General features: G+C 60.0%; 13 protein-coding genes. 6 read left to right on the forward strand and 7 right to left on the reverse strand.

Annotated elements, in window-relative coordinates; genetic code table 11:
• From B7L72_RS05550 to B7L72_RS05575, 6 genes are all read right to left on the reverse strand, one after another.
• The coding region (locus B7L72_RS05550) for an MFS transporter (protein ID WP_254893761.1) at positions 1-1,064 on the reverse strand (1,064 nt) is incomplete at its 3' end.
• 9 nt (positions 1,065-1,073) lie between these two features.
• Complete coding sequence (locus B7L72_RS05555; RefSeq protein ID WP_016913975.1) at positions 1,074-1,577, reverse strand: hypothetical protein; 504 nt, start codon at positions 1,575-1,577, stop codon at positions 1,074-1,076.
• Positions 1,578-1,652: 75 nt separating this feature from the next.
• On the reverse strand, positions 1,653-2,909 hold the full coding sequence (locus tag B7L72_RS05560) for a DEAD/DEAH box helicase (protein WP_081193079.1): 1,257 nt from the start codon (positions 2,907-2,909) through the stop codon (positions 1,653-1,655).
• A 248-nt stretch (positions 2,910-3,157) separates the two neighbouring features.
• Positions 3,158-3,754: a PqiC family protein gene (locus B7L72_RS05565; RefSeq protein ID WP_081138138.1), complete on the reverse strand. Its 597-nt coding sequence runs from the start codon at positions 3,752-3,754 to the stop codon at positions 3,158-3,160.
• Between the two features lie 11 nt (positions 3,755-3,765).
• Positions 3,766-5,442 (reverse strand): intermembrane transport protein PqiB, encoded by a 1,677-nt coding sequence (gene pqiB / locus B7L72_RS05570; protein ID WP_081193082.1) that lies wholly within the window; start codon positions 5,440-5,442, stop codon positions 3,766-3,768.
• Positions 5,435-6,778, reverse strand: a complete 1,344-nt coding sequence (locus B7L72_RS05575) for a paraquat-inducible protein A (RefSeq protein WP_139788448.1) — start codon at positions 6,776-6,778, stop codon at positions 5,435-5,437. The genes pqiB and B7L72_RS05575 overlap by 8 nt, the downstream gene beginning before the upstream one ends.
• A gap of 196 nt (positions 6,779-6,974) precedes the next feature.
• Between B7L72_RS05575 and B7L72_RS05580 the strand changes: the two genes are divergently transcribed.
• The 6 genes from B7L72_RS05580 to B7L72_RS05605 all read left to right on the forward strand — a co-directional run bounded on the left by B7L72_RS05580 (position 6,975) and on the right by B7L72_RS05605 (position 14,998).
• On the forward strand, positions 6,975-7,949 hold the full coding sequence (locus tag B7L72_RS05580) for a calcium/sodium antiporter (protein WP_081193086.1): 975 nt from the start codon (positions 6,975-6,977) through the stop codon (positions 7,947-7,949).
• 221 nt (positions 7,950-8,170) lie between these two features.
• On the forward strand, positions 8,171-9,586 hold the full coding sequence (locus B7L72_RS05585; protein ID WP_081193088.1) for a cytochrome ubiquinol oxidase subunit I: 1,416 nt from the start codon (positions 8,171-8,173) through the stop codon (positions 9,584-9,586).
• 3 nt (positions 9,587-9,589) lie between these two features.
• Positions 9,590-10,591: a cytochrome d ubiquinol oxidase subunit II gene (gene cydB / locus B7L72_RS05590; protein WP_081193090.1), complete on the forward strand. Its 1,002-nt coding sequence runs from the start codon at positions 9,590-9,592 to the stop codon at positions 10,589-10,591.
• Positions 10,592-10,594: 3 nt separating this feature from the next.
• On the forward strand, positions 10,595-12,271 hold the full coding sequence (gene cydD, locus B7L72_RS05595; protein WP_081193092.1) for a thiol reductant ABC exporter subunit CydD: 1,677 nt from the start codon (positions 10,595-10,597) through the stop codon (positions 12,269-12,271).
• Positions 12,268-13,974 (forward strand): thiol reductant ABC exporter subunit CydC, encoded by a 1,707-nt coding sequence (gene cydC, locus B7L72_RS05600; protein WP_081193094.1) that lies wholly within the window; start codon positions 12,268-12,270, stop codon positions 13,972-13,974. Before cydD ends, cydC begins: the two co-directional genes overlap by 4 nt.
• A gap of 31 nt (positions 13,975-14,005) precedes the next feature.
• A complete protein-coding gene (locus B7L72_RS05605) occupies positions 14,006-14,998 on the forward strand; it encodes an adenosine deaminase (RefSeq protein WP_081193096.1) in 993 nt (330 codons plus the stop codon).
• A gap of 40 nt (positions 14,999-15,038) precedes the next feature.
• Here the strand turns inward: B7L72_RS05605 and B7L72_RS05610 are convergent, their stop codons facing one another.
• Entirely contained in the window at positions 15,039-16,022 is a 984-nt protein-coding gene (locus B7L72_RS05610) for a cytochrome-c peroxidase (protein WP_081193098.1), read from the reverse strand.
• Positions 16,023-16,331: the final 309 nt, after the last annotated feature.

Below are 16,331 nucleotides of genomic sequence, written 5' to 3' on the forward strand. Positions count from 1 at the left end.
AGCATCACACCCACGCCGAAGGGGCCCAGCGCGGCCAGGGTGTAGCCGCCTCCCTGCACCAGCCCGGAAAGCTGTCCAGCCAAGGGGGCGTTGGCCGTGCGCAGCACCAGCAGGGCCAACGCCAGGCTGAAACTACCGCCCTGACCGAGGCCCAGCAGGATGGCGCCAGGCCATCGCCAAGCCAATGGGGCAATCAACAGTAGCGCCAGGCCGATGGCCGTGGCGGCCAGTACCATGAGGAGGGCTGGCCGCTGGTCCTTATGCAAGCGGGCAACCCATGGGGCGGCCAGTGCCGACGCCAGCTGGCTCATGATGGAGACCGCCATGGTCCAACCGGCGTCGGCTTCGTTGTAGCCCCGGTCGATGAGCAGGGTGGGCAGCCAGCCAAACACGATGTAAGCCATGGAGGATTGAATGCCCATGAAGAGCATCACATGCCAGGTCAAGGGTTGGCGTAGCAAAGCGGCAAGCGGCACTCGGAAGGTGGGCTGTAGCGATGGTGCTGCGATTGGACGCGGTGCAAAGCCCGACCATAGCAGCCAGGCTGCCAGGGCCAGCAGTGACCAGCTCATCAGGCTAAGCTGCCAACTGCCCAGCCAAACCAGTAGTGGGACGCTCAGCCCTGCCCCCAGGGCGCCACCAAAGCAGAGCGCCATGGTGTACAGCCCGGTCAGCAGGTCGGCGCTGTGCGGCAGTTCGCGTTTGACCAGGGCGGGAAGCAGTGTGCCCGCTATCCCGATAGCACCGCCTGCCATGGCCGAGCCCAGGTACAGCAAGCCTGGCCAGGGAGTGCCCCGTACCAGCAGGCCGGTCGCCAACAGCAGCAGTGCGGCACTCAACGCCCGCTCACTGCCCAGGCGTTTGCTGAGCCAGGGGGCCAGCGGTGCGGCAAGGCCCAGGCACAGTACGGGTAAGGTGGTCAAAAGGCCGGCAGCAGTGGCCGACAGCCCCGCGCTTTCCTGTAGTCTGTGCAGTAGAGGGGCCACCGAGGACATGGCCGGGCGCAGATTGAGCCCAACCACGAACATCAACAGGATGAAGCTGACGGTACGGCGTGTCACCATGACGCGAACTTATTGCATGTAAGGGCGCAGGTCGCCGCGTACGGCATCCAGCAGGGTGATGAAGTGATAGTCCTGTGGGGTGTCGATGGCGTCCACACGTACCTGGGTTCGCATGCCCTTGTTGATGTCCAGCTTGTCGTAGATTTCCAGGGTCAGCTTGCGTGCCGGTTTATCGCCTAACGCAATGGCGCCCTCGGCCAAATTGAAGGTTTCCAGCAGGGTGGCCCTGATGCGCGTACTGTTGCCTTCACTCAGCACGCGGCGTACGAACAGCCAGCCTTCACAAGGCAAGGAGGCGTTGTCATCGCACTCGCGCAGGAACAGCGTCCGATAGCAGGCGCCTTCCTGGGATGCTTTTTCGGCCATGCTGCGGTAAGCCTGCACGACCTGGCCAGAGGAGGCGCGGGCATCTTCCAGTCGCTGTGAAATACCCTGATGTTCGCGGCTCAGCTGCTCCTGACGCTGAAAAGTCAGCCACTGGCGATAGTCCGCCATCAGTTGTGAAGACGCCATAGTCACTCCATGAATTGGTTCAGCGAAACGCCGGAATATGCGAGGCGATACCTTCGCACATTCCGGTCCTTTGGGCTAGCGGCGAGCGCGGCGGCGACGTTCGCCACCGTTATTCGCTTGAGTGCTCTCGGAGGAGCGGCGGGCACGCGGTTGACGCTGGCCGCGGCGGCCGTTTTCGATAGGTTCGGGCTTGGCGTTGGGGTCAGGTTCGAAGCCGGGCTCAACGTGCTTGGGCAACGTTTGATTGATCAGCCGCTCGATGTTCTTGAGCAGGCCATGCTCATCGACGCACACCAGTGACACCGCTTCACCATTGCTGCCCGCACGGCCTGTGCGCCCGATGCGGTGGACGTAATCTTCGGCGACGTTGGGCAGGTCGAAGTTGACCACGTGGGGAAGTTCGCTGATATCCAGGCCACGTGCGGCAATGTCGGTGGCAACCAGGACCTGCAAGTCACCGCTCTTGAAGGCTCCAAGTGCTCGAGTGCGCGCTCCCTGGCTCTTGTTGCCATGGATCGCCATGGCCGGAATGTCCTGCTTGGTCAGCTGCTCCGCCAGGCGATTGGCGCCGTGCTTGGTGCGCGTGAAGACCAGCACCTGGAACCAGCCATGGCGCTGAATCAAATGGGCCAGCAGGTCGCGTTTCTTGTCGCGATCCACGCGGTAGATGGCCTGCTCGATTTTTTCGGCCGTGGTGTTGCGCGGCGCCACTTCGATCATCGCCGGATTGTTCAGCAGCTGCTGGGCCAGGGCCTGGATCTCGTTGGAGAAGGTGGCCGAGAACAGCAGGTTCTGACGCTGTTTGGGTACCAGGCGCAGCAGACGTTTGATGTCGTGGATGAAGCCCATGTCGAGCATGCGGTCGGCTTCATCGAGTACCAGTATTTCCACGGCAGACAGGTCTACGTGACCCTGCTGGTGAAGGTCCAGCAGGCGTCCCGGCGTGGCCACCAGCACGTCTAGACCGGCTTTCAGGGCGTCTACCTGGGGTTGCTGGCCAACGCCGCCAAAAATGATGTGCGAGCGCAGTGACAAGTGCTGCCCATAAGCGGTGACGCTTTCACCCACCTGGGCGGCCAGCTCGCGGGTAGGGGTCAGGACCAGCGCACGTACCTGGCGTTTGCCCGGGCGTTTGCCTTGCACCAGGCGTTGCAGCATGGGCAGGGTAAAGCCAGCGGTTTTGCCGGTGCCCGTCTGTGCGCTGGCCAGCAGGTCTCGTCCTTCCAGAACGACGGGAATGGCCTGGCGTTGAATCGGGGTGGGCTGATGATAGCCCTGTGCGCCAACGGCGCTGAGTAGATCAGGGTGCAGACCAAGGTCAGAAAAGCTCATGCATTCTCCGCAGTCGCCAACCCCTCACTCTCTGAGTGAGGGGTTGGCGTCATGTTCAAGATACGAGGATGTCATTGCGCCATGAAGGCGCATCTAAGAATCAGATCGGGCAGCCACGACGGGCGTTTTAAAGCCACGCAGCCATTGCCCGCAGGGCTGCGTGGAAGTGATGGGGTGGCGCTTGCGAAAGGCGCTGTCGCCTAGTGTAACACGAAAGTCGCACTCAGCGCCGTTCATGCAGTCTTGAATTAGCGGCCCGTGAAATAGTCATTGCGCTGAATCTGCTCGGCGATTTGCACGCCTAGCAGGTTCCAGCTTTCACCCAGTGCACGTACCAGGGCCGGGTAGCCGTCCTCTTCCAGGGGCGTTTCCGTGGTAAAGCTTTGCAGTGTGACCAGGCTATTGTCCTCGCGCCGTAGCTGCCACTGGCCGCTGGCCACTGCCATGCCATCGTGGCGTCCCTGGAACTGATCCACCTCGACGGATAGCGTCAAGGCGTCTGGCTGGGCGCCCTCTGAACGCACCACCTGCAGCTGGGGAAGCTGCTGGGCCAACTGCGCTCGCAGGCTACGTTCCAGCTGACGGCCAATGCCCTCGGCCCACTGGTGTTCACGAGCCTGGTTCAACGTGATGTCGTCCAACTGCATGACGATGCCATCCACGTCCAGATAGTGCGCCAAGCGTGGAGCGCGGATGGCCAGCGTGCCCGTGGGTTGGCTAGGGGCGCTGCTGGCCGCGGGGCTGGGCAGCATGTAGCGAGCTGGGGGAGTGACGCTGCTTGCGCACGCGGTCAGGGCCATGCAGGCAGCGGCAATGATCAGCAGTCGTGTAAAAGGTTGCATCATGATCTCTCCTGTCAGCGCGGGGCGCGGGGCGTCGGGTCCTGGGTGTCGAGGTTATCGAACAGCAGGGCGCGAGGATTTTCATTCAGCGTACGCGTAAGGGGCTGCAGGTCTCGCATCAGGCGGTCCAGCCGCTCGATGGCCGTGGTCAGCTCCTGATAGGCCGGTGACGACGGCGAGACACCCTGTAGCGTACTGCGCAGCTCTTCCAGCGTGCTGTTCAGGTTGCCGCCAATCGCGCGAGTTTCAGGGTCGCTGAGCAGTTCGTTGACCGAACGGCTGATGTCACGCACTTCGTTGAGCACCTGCTCGGAGGCTTGCAGGTTGCGGTCCATGCCCGCCAGAAGCGGTTCGACCTCCAGTGCGTTGAGCTTATCCAGCAGGTCGGTAATCTGTGCCTGAATCTGGGCGAAGCCACCTGCCACGGTGGGGAATACCGTCCGCTCTGAGAAAGTTTCCGCTACGTACTCATCGGCCAGGTCGCGCTGGAAGTTCAGATCGACGAACAACGCTCCGGTGAGCAGGCTGCCGTTCTTCAGCGACGCACGTAGGCCCAGACTAAACATCCTGGTGAAGCGATTGTCCCAATCTCCCAGATCGATATCTGAATTCTCGATGCCCAGCCGCTGGGGCTCGATGCGAATCAGTACGGGGATCGCAAACCGTGCTCTGGAATCAGGCTGAGGCGCGGTAAAATTCCAGGGCACCGCCGCCACAGTACCGATGCGTACGCCGCGGAACTCCACCGGTGCCCCGCGAGAAAGCCCCCGCACCGTGTCGTCGACCAGCAGCACGTACTCCAGGTAGCGGTTGAAGGTACCTTCGCGGGCGTCGTCTTCATCGGCGTAAAGATTGAAGCGCGCGTTATGCTCAACGGGTCGTCCCATGGGCAGATCTTCGGGCACGCCAAAGGTCACGCCGCCGCCCAGTAACGCTTCCAGCGACTCGACATTGACCCGAAAGCCATTGGCATCCAGGCGAAAATCGACGCCGCTGGCCGTCCAGAATCGGGTGCTGTCGGTCACCAATTGGGAATAAGGTTCTTCGATGAAAACCTGGTGATACATGGTGCGCGAATCGGCATCGAAGCGGGTGTCTTCGACGCGACCAACGGTATAGCCCTGATAGGAAACCGGATCGCCGACGCGCAGGGAGTTGCCCAGTTGGCTGACCAGGCTGATCTGAAGTCCGGCCTGTCCTGCCGTGGCCACCGGCGGCACGTCGCTGACGGTGAACTCTCTTCTTGGCTCGTCCGATTGGCCGGGCTCCAATTGAAGGTAGGCTCCGGATAGCACGGTGCCCAGGCCGCTGATGCCCTCGCGGCCAATGCGCGGCTTGACGACCCAGAAGCGGCTGTCTTCTCTGAGCATGGCTTCTGCTTCAGGCTGGATTCGGGCGGTCATCACGGCTTGTGAGAGGTCGTCAGAGAGCCGCACGCTTTGTACGCGACCAATCTCGACGTTGCGGCTGCGTATCAAGGTGCTGCCTGCCTCGATGCCTTCGGCGTTGCTCATGGTCAGCGTGATCAAGGTGCCACGGCTGGTGTAGTTGTCATACACCAGCCACAGGCCGATAACGACGGCCACGAGGGGCACGATCCAGATAGGCGACAGGCGTGTCTGCCGAGAGGCTTTGGCCCGGTGGAGTTCGTTGTCAGTATCGGGGGTGTTGGGGGTGACATCATTAGCCATCAATAGCGTCCTTGGTGGCCGTCGTGCGGCGGGCAGGGCGTGGAGTGGGGGAGTCCCAAATCAAGCGAGAGTCGAACGTCATGGCGGCCAGCATGGTCAGCACGACCACGGCGCCAAAGGCGAGTGCTGCTGGGCCGGGGGTGATCGACATCAGCGAACCGGCACGGATCAGGGCAACGAGAATCGCTACCACGAATACATCCACCATGGACCAGCGGCCAATGAACTCGGTGATGCGGTAAAGCCGCGTGCGGCTGTTGGCGTTGAGCTCGTTGCTGCGGTTGATCATCAAGCACAACCATACCAGCGCCACCAGTTTGCCGACAGGCACGATGACACTGGCAATGAAGATCACCGCAGCCACGGGCCATGAGCCCATTTGCAGGAGCTGCACGACACCGCCAATGATGGTCGAAGGTGCCGTATGGCCCAGGCTGGTGGTGGTCATTATGGGATAAACATTGGCAGGAATATACATGATCGCCGCAGCAAAGAGCAGCGCCCAGGTGCGCTGCAGGCTATGCGGGAGGCGAGTGTGCAGCTTCTCATGGCAGCGAATGCAGCGGCGGTGATCCTTGTCGAAACGGTTGACTAGCCCGCAGGTGGGGCAGCCGGTCACCTGTTGGCTGGCCGCCGTAGCGCCCGTCAAGGTGCCTTCCGGGGCCAGTGGCTCGCCCTCCAGTGAAAACCACATCCAATCTGCATCGATGGATTGTGTGGTCATCAGCAGCAGGATGGCGAACACACAGAAGGCCCAAAAGGAGATGCCCAGCTCGATCTGTGCCATGCCGGCCACTTTGATCAGACTGACCAGCGCGCCGATGATGAACACATCGGCCATCATCCAGGGGGTCAGGTGGGCCAGCGAGCGAGCGATATCTCTGCTCAATGGCAGCGGGCGGGCGCGCAGCAGCCCGAACTGTAGCCAGATGACCCCCGTCAGGTAGACCGAAGGCAGCACCACGATGGTCATGATCACCGCGATGGCTACGATAGGCTGGTGAAAATTGATCAGCGCCGTGGCCGTTTGCGTCAGCTCGATGCGGTTACCAATGCCACCTACGCTGAAGCTGACGAAGGGAAACGAAACGGCCAAGATAAGGGCCACCAGCGAGGCAATGGCCAAGGCCATGCTGCGCTGTGCGGGGTAGCGGTGACGCTTGACCAGCACATGAGAACAGCGTGGGCAGGAGGCTTTTTCACCCGAGCCCAAAGGCGGTAGAGCCGACACCCAGTCGCACTCATGGCAGGCGCGCAGCCGCCTGCGCTGGACGCGTGCCTCGGGGGGCGTGCAGTCCACGGCGGGGGTATGCATGGGTAAGGTGGGTCGTTTCATGAAAGAGACATCAGGCAATAGCAAACTCTCGATAGTTGGCGCATTTTAAATCAATATAGAGCCGAGACGTGAGTGTCAAATCAGGGTCACCACGCTTCTCTTGAACTCGGTGCTTGACCCCGCCTCCCGGTTCGACAAGGATGCAGCCGCGATAGTGCCTAATACGATGACATTACGATGACATTAAGGAACCGAAATGTTGCTTGCCTTTGTAGCAGTGGTGGTAGGGCTCGTCCTGCTGATCTGGAGTGCTGAAAAATTTATCGATGGCGCTGCTGCTACCTCGCGGTGGCTGGGGTTGTCCCCACTGCTGATCGGTATGCTGGTCATCGGATTCGGAACGTCGGCCCCTGAAGTGATGGTCTCCGTACTGGCGGCCATGCAGGGTAATCCCGGGCTGGCGCTAGGCAATGCTTACGGATCCAATATTGCCAACATAGGGCTGGTGCTGGGTTTTGTGGCGCTTATAGCGCCGCTGGCGGTGCACTCCAGCGTTATTCGCAAGGAGATGCCGCTATTGGTGGCGGTCATGCTGCTGACTGGCTACATGCTGATGGATGGCTGGATTTCCCGCGGTGAGGCAGTGTTGCTGCTGGCCGCGCTGGGGATCTTCATTACGGTCAGTATCATTCGTTCTCGGCGTGATCAGGCGGATGCACTGACCGATGAAGTGACGGAGAGCCTGGACAGCAAGCCGCTTTCTCGTGGCAAGGCGCTGATGTGGACGCTGGTGGGGCTGGTGCTATTGGTAGCCAGCTCGCGTTTGTTGGTATGGGGCGCGGTAGAAATTGCCGTGGGCTTTGGTGTCAGTGACCTGATCATCGGTTTGACGGTGGTGGCCGTGGGCACGTCGCTTCCTGAACTGGCCTCTTCCATTAGTGCCTTGAAGCGCAAAGAGCACGATATGGTGCTGGGCAACGTGGTCGGTTCCAATCTGTTCAATAGTCTGGCCGTCGTCGGGTTGGCAGGTGTGATCGCGCCAATCGAGGCGGGCCGTGAGGTGCTGGTGCGTGACTGGAGCGTGATGACTTTCATGACGCTGCTGATGGTGCTGTTTGCATTCTCATGGCGTGGGCGTCCGCGGCGAATCAACCGTCTGGAGGGGGGCGTGCTGTTTTCCCTGTTTGTCGCCTACACCGGCTACATGGTCAGTCTGGTGGTGATGACATGACTTTTTTTAATTGAAAATGAGCAGTTTGCCTGAATGGCATGCGTCAATGCGACACAGCTTTTTGGGCAAACTTGCGCTGTATAACAGGTGTCGAAGCGTTAAAATGCAACACAGCTAAAGAATAAGCTTAGTGCTTATAACTAAAATGCAGTGCCATTAAGGCTCAACTAAGCTTGTGTAACCCATTGATGGGATATTGATCCAGGTCTTAGGAGCGTGTGATGGAACTCGACCCCCTTGTACTATCGCGAATACAGTTCGCTTTCGTTGTATCGTTTCATGCGATCTTTCCGGTCTTTACCATCGGGCTGGCGTCTTACATAGCGCTGCTTCATGGGCTGTTTTTCAAGACCAACAACCCCGCCTGGGACCGCCTGGCACTGTTCTGGACCAAGGTGTTTGCCGTGGTTTTCGGCATGGGCGTAGTCTCCGGGATCGTCATGTCCTTCCAGTTTGGCACCAACTGGAGCAACTTCTCCCAGGCAGCGTCCAACTTCCTCGGACCGGTGCTCAGCTACGAGGTCGTTACCGCTTTCTTCCTTGAAGCGGCATTCCTCGGTGTCCTGCTCTTTGGCCGAGGCAAGGTGCCACAAGGGGTGCACTTGTTTGCTGCCATCATGGTGGCGACCGGTACGTTCATTTCGTCGTTCTGGATTCTTTCTGCCAACAGCTGGATGCATACGCCGGCAGGGGTAGAGCTCATCGACTATCGGTTCCACGTGGTTTCCTGGACCGAAGCGATATTCAATCCCTCCTTTCCTTACCGCTTTGCGCATATGGCTATGGCATCCTTTCTGACCGGTGGCTTCGTGGTGGCCGGTGTGAGTGCCTGGTTCCTGCTGCGTGGTCGCGACCCGGAAGCCAACCGTCGAGCGCTTTCCATGTGCCTTTGGTTGCTGCTGTTTTTGGCGCCAGCCCAGGCGGTCGTGGGGGACTTCCATGGTTTGAATACTCTGGAGCACCAGCCGGCCAAAGTGGCGGCCATGGAAGGGCATTGGGAAACCTCTGGCAACGTTCCGTTGCTGCTGTTCGCCATCCCGCACCAGGAAGCGCAAACCAATCGCTTTGAAATCGGCATTCCCAATCTTGCCAGCCTCATCCTGACCCACTCTACGGATGGGGTTATTCAGGGGCTGAACGAATTTGCTCCTGAAGAGCAGCCACCGGTCTGGATCGTCTTCTGGGCGTTCCGCGTGATGGTGGGGATTGGACTATTGATGATTGCCACCGCCTTGGCAGGACTGTTCCTGCGTCGTAAAGGCAAGTTCCATCAGCACACCGGGTTCCTCAAGACGCTGGTGTACATGATCCCCATGCCGTTCGTCGCCGTGCTGGCTGGTTGGATCGTGACCGAGTCAGGGCGTGCCCCATGGCTGGTATACGGCATGATGACCCACGCAGAAGGCGTTACGCCTTCGCTGACCGGCCCCATGGCGCTGTTTACGCTGGCGGGCTACGTGCTGGTGTATGCGGTGGTGTTCTATGCCGGTATCTACTACCTGACCCGCGTGGTGCGTAACGGCATGCTGCCCAAGGAAGAGCGTGAAACGACAGGTGATAACTTCAGACGCCCCATGCGCCCGCTATCGGCCACGGAAACTCCCTTTGATGACGATGTCGACCCGGTGAGGAACTGAGACATGGAAATGTTTGATCTGACGATAATCTGGGCAGGCATCATCGGGTTCGGGTTGATGATGTACGTGTTGATGGACGGTTTCGATCTGGGGCTTGGGATTCTGTATCCCTTCGCCCCGGACGAAGACGCCCGGGATGTGATGATGAACTCCGTGGCGCCGGTCTGGGACGGCAACGAGACGTGGCTGGTGCTGGCGGGGGCCGGTTTGCTCGGGGCTTTCCCGCTGGTCTATTCGGTCTTCCTGCCGGCACTCTATATTGGCGTGTTCTTGATGCTGGCGGGGCTTGTTTTCCGGGGGGTGGCCTTCGAGTTCCGCTTCAAGTCCCGGCGCAATCGTCGCTGGTGGAACCGCGCCTTCTGCTGGGGCTCCGGCGTGGCCGCTTTCGCTCAAGGGGCGGTGGTCGGTGCTTACATTCAGGGGTTTCATGTCGAAAACTTTGTCTTTGCAGGTGGCGCTTTCGATTGGCTGACGCCATTCTCGGTACTGACCGGCTTCGGCCTGATGGCTGGTTATGCGTTGCTGGGAGCCACTTGGTTGATCCTCAAATCCGAGGGGCATATTCAGGAGTGGGCTTACAAGGTGACGCCGCTGCTGTTGGCGCTGGTACTGGGCGTCTTCGGTATCATCAGCATCTGGACTCCGTTCGTGAATCCGGTGGTCTGGGAGCGCTGGTTCGGTCATTTGCAGCTGATCTGGGTGTTCCCGGCATTGGCGCTGCTGTCGGCCTTCATGGTGTATCGCTCCGTGAAACGTCGTGACGAGGGTATTCCCTTCGTGGCCACCATCGGCATCTACGTGTTCACCTACCTGGGGCTGATCGTCAGCAAGTGGCCCATCATCGTGCCCCCCAACTACACGCTGTGGGATGCCGCTTCCGCCCCTGAATCTCAGCTGTTCCTGCTGATCGGTGTGCTGTTCGTCATTCCGATCATCCTGACCTACACCGCCTGGACCTACTGGGTCTTCCGCGGCAAGGTGCGCGTTGGCGAAGGGTACCACTGATTCATGGCCTCTCCTGCGGCCCAGTCGAATTCGTTGACGCCGCGCCGTTGGCTGAGCACGCTGGCTCGTCGTGAGCGTGCTCGGCTAGCGCTGGCAGCGTGCTTCGGCGTGCTGTCCGGTGCTCAGACGATCTTGCTGGTGGTCGGGTTGGCGTGGTCGATTGAGCAACTGGTCGTTCATGGCCGCTCACCTGTCACGCTGGTGCCCGTGCTGCTCGGCCTGGTGGTCGCCGTGGCGTTGCGCTCACTGTTTCTTGCCCTGCAAGAGTCGTTCAGTGCAACTGCCAGCTTGCGCATCCGGCAGTACGCTCGGGAGCAGGTCTTGAACAAGGTCGCCGCGCTAGGCCCGGTCTGGATGACTCGGCAGCAGAGCGGAGCCTTGGCGACCCAGTCGGTTGAGCACATCGAAGCCCTCGATGGCTATTTTGCGCGCTTTCTACCCCAAATGCGCATCGTGCTATTGCTGCCACTGCTGATTGCCGCGGTGGTGGGCTGGCTCGATTATCTGGTGGCCATCTTCTTGTTGCTCTCTGCGCCATTGATTCCGCTGTTCATGGCGCTGGTCGGCATGGGGGCAGAGCGTCTCAACAAGGAGCAGTTCGCTTCTGTTGCCAGGCTCTCGGCGCATTTCGTTGACCGCGTACGCGGCATGACGACGCTGCAGCTGTTTGGTCATACGCGTGCTGCCCAGCAGGACGTCTGGTATGCCACCGATCAGTATCGCCGCCTGAGCATGCGCACGCTTAGGTTGGCATTTCTCTCGTCTGCGGTATTGGAGTTTTTTGCCTCGGTGGCCATTGCCGTCGTCGCCATGTACGTGGGGTTTGGTCTGTTGGGCTATATCGATTACGGTCCTTCCCCCTCGCTGACCCTGTTCAGTGGTCTGGCGGTGTTGCTTCTGGCTCCGGAGTTCTTCCAGCCCTTGCGCACCCTCTCGCAGCATTATCACGACCGTGCTGCGGCGCTGGGGGCGGCAGAGAGTATCGTGACCATCCTCGATGAGCCTGACGTGGTGCCGACCCGGTTCGACGCCCCCGTCGAACCAGATGCATCGATTGAATTGGTGGATGTCGAGGTGGGCTATGGCCGGCACTCGGCGGTCTTGACGGGTGTCTCGGCCACGATACGTCAGGCGGATGTGGTGGTCATTACCGGAGAGTCAGGCAGTGGCAAGTCTTCCTTGCTGGCGCTGATGGCCGGTTTCATGGCGCCTCTGCGTGGCGCTTGCAGAGTCCGCCAGGGCGAGCAAGTGGCGTGGCTGGATCAATCACCCTGCATCATTCATGGCTCGTTGGGCGATAACCTGAGCCTGGCGGCGCCTGAGGCGACACCGGCTGCCATGCAGGAGGCCTTGGAAAAAGCTGGCCTGGGGGAACTGTTGGTTGCCTTGCCCCATGGCCTGGAGACGGTGGTGGGGGAGCGTGGGGTCGGCTTGTCGGGAGGTCAGGCGCAGCGCTTGACCCTGGCTCGGGTATTTCTCAGCCAGGCACCGCTGGTGTTGTTGGATGAGCCCACGGCCAGCCTTGATTCGGCGACGGAAAAGAGCGTGATCGACGCACTGCTGGCCTGGTCGGCGGAAGGGCGAACGTTGGTCATGGCAACACATCACCCTGCGGTGATGGCCGTTGCCACTCGCCACTGGGTGTGTCGAGACGGCCAGCTTCACGAGGTGGCGCCATGAAATTTCTGCACAATGACCTGAGCCCATGGCTGGCGCTCATGTTAAGGCGCAGGCAGCGCTTCCTCGTGGGTGCGCTGCTGGTATGGGTAACGTTGCTGGCGGGCCTTGCGCTGCTGGGTTTGTCCGGCTGGTTCATTGCGGCGTGTGCCCTGGCGGGCATTGCGCTGGCGGCTGGGTTGCCGTCATCACTGGATATTTATGTGCCCGGCGGCGGCATTCGTTTTTTTGCCTTGCTGCGCACCGTCGCTCGATACACCGAACGGCTCTACAACCACAATACCGTGCTGACGCTGCTGGCGGATTTACGCTATCGCGTCTTCGGTGACTTGACGCGCCTGGATGACGCATCGTTGCGGCGTCGGCGAGTCGGTGAGTGGTTGAGTCGCCTGACGTCGGATATCGATGCCCTGGATAGCCTGTATCTACGCCTGCTGGTGCCGCCTGTAGTGGCCTTGTTGAGTGTCTGGATCATTGCAGGTTTCATCGCTATCTGGTTGCCGCTGGTGGGAGCCGTCGTGGCCAGTGTATTGACGCTGCTGTGGCTGGTCATCACCCTGGGCTTTGCCAGGCTGGGTTTCACCAACAGCCATCGGCAAGTGGATGATCAGGAGGAGCTTCGGCGGCTGGTGTTGGATCAGGTACAGGCGTCCGCTGAGCTGATGAGCTACCGAACCAGTGACTGGTATCGCAGGAAAATACGAGCTCACGAACAGCAAGCGCTGGATAACCAGCGTCAGCTGGCCGTGAAGGCCGCGCTGGGAAATGCGCTACTGATGGCGGTAACGGGGCTGTTGATCATTGGTGTGCTCTGGTTGGGGAGTCTGGCACTGGCCGAGCAGCACGTGGTGGGCCCCATCATGGTCATGGCCGTCATAGCCGTGTTTGGTATCAACGAAGTGTTGGCCAGCCTGCCTGCCGCTTTTGTGCGGTTTGGCGCCAGCCACGGGGCGGCCCAGCGGCTGAATGCCCTGCAGGCGACACAAGGGCAAACGCGTGTGGGCTCTCTTCCGGATGACGAGGGTGGCCATGCCCTGCAGCTGCGTGAGGTCATGTTCCGTTATCCGGATGCGGCGAGCTGGGCGATATGCCAGGTTTCCCTGACCCTGCCCGCCGGTCAACGTGGTGCCATCATGGGTATTTCGGGTTCGGGCAAATCGACGCTGGCCAATTTGATCATGGGCCGTATCTCTCCCACTGAAGGGGATGTGTGGGTGGCCGAGCATGCACCCTCTGTCATTACCCTCGAAAGTAGCGCAGCACATATGGGGTACTTGCCCCAGCAAATAGACCTGTTCGATGGCTCGCTGGCCGATAACCTGCGGATCGCCAAGCCTGACGCGACAGACGAAGAGCTTTGGCAGGTGCTGGCCCAGGTAGCGCTTTCAGATTGGACGGCACGCCAGCCTCGTCAGCTGGCGACTCAGGTGGGAGAAAGAGGGCAGCAGCTTTCAGGCGGGCAGGCGCGCAGAGTGGCGTTGGCGAGGCTGTTCTTACGCTCACCCTCGGTGGTATTGCTGGATGAGCCCTTCGCGGGAGTGGATGCGGCAACGGCCCGGCACGTAGCGGCCTCGCTGGACGCCTGGTTGGTAGGCCGTACGGCGATTTTCTTTGTTCATCAAGTGGATGATGCGGCCCTGGTGCCGGGGTTGGCTCATCAATGGCGGCTTGATGGCGGCAAGTTAATTCACGATACTTCATCATGATATTCACCGAATCGGCAAGTAGGCGACGACCATGAACGACTTTTTACGACACCTTCCCAAGGCTGAGCTTCACTTGCATATCGAAGGTTCTCTCGAGCCGGAACTGATGTTCCAACTGGCGGAACGTAACGGCATCGAACTCCCCTATGCCACGGTCGAAGAGGCCAAGGCAGCGTATGATTTCAAGGATTTGCAAGGGTTTCTGAATCTGTATTACCGGGGCATGAACGTCTTGCGCAGCGAACAGGACTTCTATGACCTGGCCATGGATTATTTCAAGCGTGCCCGTTCGGAAGGCGTGCTGCATATCGATATGCACTTCGACCCCCAGGCGCATCTGCAGCGTGGTGTACCTTTGGAGGTGGTCATGGCGGGACTGCTCAGGGCCAAACAGGAGGCCGAGAGCCAGCTGGACCTTTCAGTGGGCATGATCATGGCCTTCCTGAGAGATCGTCCAGCCGACGAGGCACTGCACGTTCTCGAGCAGGCGGCACCCTACTGGAAAATGCTGGATGCCATTGGCCTGGACAGCGCCGAGCGTGACAACCCGCCCGAGAAGTTTCAGGCCCTGTTTGCGCGCGCCAAGGAGCTTGGGCTGGTGCGTGTGGCCCATGCGGGCGAGGAGGGGCCTGCCGCTTACATTACGCAAGCCCTGGACCTGTTGGACGTTCAGCGCATCGACCACGGCGTGCGCTGTCTCGAAAGCGAAGACGTCGTGCAGCGCCTCAAGGAGTCTCAAACGGTACTGACCGTGTGCCCGCTCTCCAATGTCAGCTTGAAAGTGGTTGATCAATTGGATCAGCATCCGCTACCGGCGTTGTTGGAAGCGGGGCTGAAGGTCACTATAAGCTCTGACGATCCTGCCTATTTTGGTGGTGGGCTGCTCGAAAATCATATCGCCTGTGCCGATGCCTTTGGCTGGGGAGAGGATACCTTCAAATGGCTGAACCGCAATGCCATGGAAGAAGCCTTCGTCAGCGACGCGCGGCGCGCCGAACTGCTGAAGCGCCTGGCGGCAGCCTGATACAGCCTGCCGCCGCCCCTATGGGCGACGGCATAGGGCATCAGGGTAGAGCGGGCACCTCGAAATTGGGCATTTCACCTGTCAGGGAGTGCAGAAATGCCGTGATGTTATCAATGGTGGGTTCGTCAAACTCACGTCCCAGCATTTCCTGGCCCATGATGGCCACGGCTTCTTCGAGCGTTTCGGTGGCACCATTGTTCATGTACGGGTAAGTGACGCCGACATTGCGCAAGGTGGGGGTGCGGAAGCGGTACTTGTCTCTTTCTTCGCCGGTCACCACGTAGCGACCCAAATCTTTCGACCCCGGCACCTGAATGGCGTGGAACTGGCTATCGGTAAAGTTGGCGCCGCGATGGCAGGCGATGCAGCCATTATCCACGAAAGCCACCATGCCCTCTTTTGCCTGATCGCTGATGGCGTCCATATCACCGCGTAAATACCGATCAAAAGGTGAGTTGGGTGTGTTGAGCGTTCTCTGGAAGGCGGCCAGTGCCTTGGCCAGGTTCTCGGCATTGATGGGGTCATCCTGGTCGGGGTACGCTTCCGTGAAGCGCTCCTGGTAGAGCTCGAACTCTGCCAACCTGTCCAGGGCGTGTTCCAGCTGCATGGCCATCTCGACATCGGCTTCGATGGGGCCCAGTGCTTGACCCTCCAAATCCGGCTCCCGTCCATCCCAGAACTGCGATCCCAGGAAACCACTGTTGAGAACGGTGGGTGTGTTGCGTTCGCCAACCTGGCCATTATGGCCCACAGCTCTGGGGATGCGATCCGACCAGCCGAGCGCCGGGTTATGGCAAGTGGCACAGCTGATGACACCGCTGGCGGAGATCCTCGGCTCGAAAAACAGCATGTTGCCCAGCATTACCTTTTCATCGGTCTGTGAATTGTGGGCAGGTAACGGTGGTAAGTGGGGCAGCGGTTCGAACCTGTCGCGGTAGCTACCGAGTTCGTCGTCTGCCCACAGTGACGTCGTGCCTAATAGCGCGACGCTCGCAAGCCCGATGGCAATACGTGATGTCGTCATGGTTTCCCCCTCCTATTTGACCGGTCTGGTGCGCACCGTTCTTTTCAGCGGTGCTCCAACAAGTCTAAAAAAGCGGGGAAGGGCAGGGCTTGCCTCAGGTCAACTTTCCGGCCATTGGTGACCCGCAGGTGCTTGAACGGTGAATGAGAAAAAAGCTTGACGATCAAAAAGAATTGGGTAGAATACGCCCCACATCGAACGGCAACGCCGAACGAAAGCTCTTTAACAATTTGATCAGGTAATTCATGTGGGCGCTTGCCGATGAGGGTGAATCATCACCTAATATCAAGGCAAGCGAACACCAGGATG

The sequence above is a fragment of the Halomonas sp. BC1 genome, from assembly GCF_002078135.1.
In the GTDB taxonomy this organism is placed as follows: domain Bacteria; phylum Pseudomonadota; class Gammaproteobacteria; order Pseudomonadales; family Halomonadaceae; genus Vreelandella; species Vreelandella stevensii.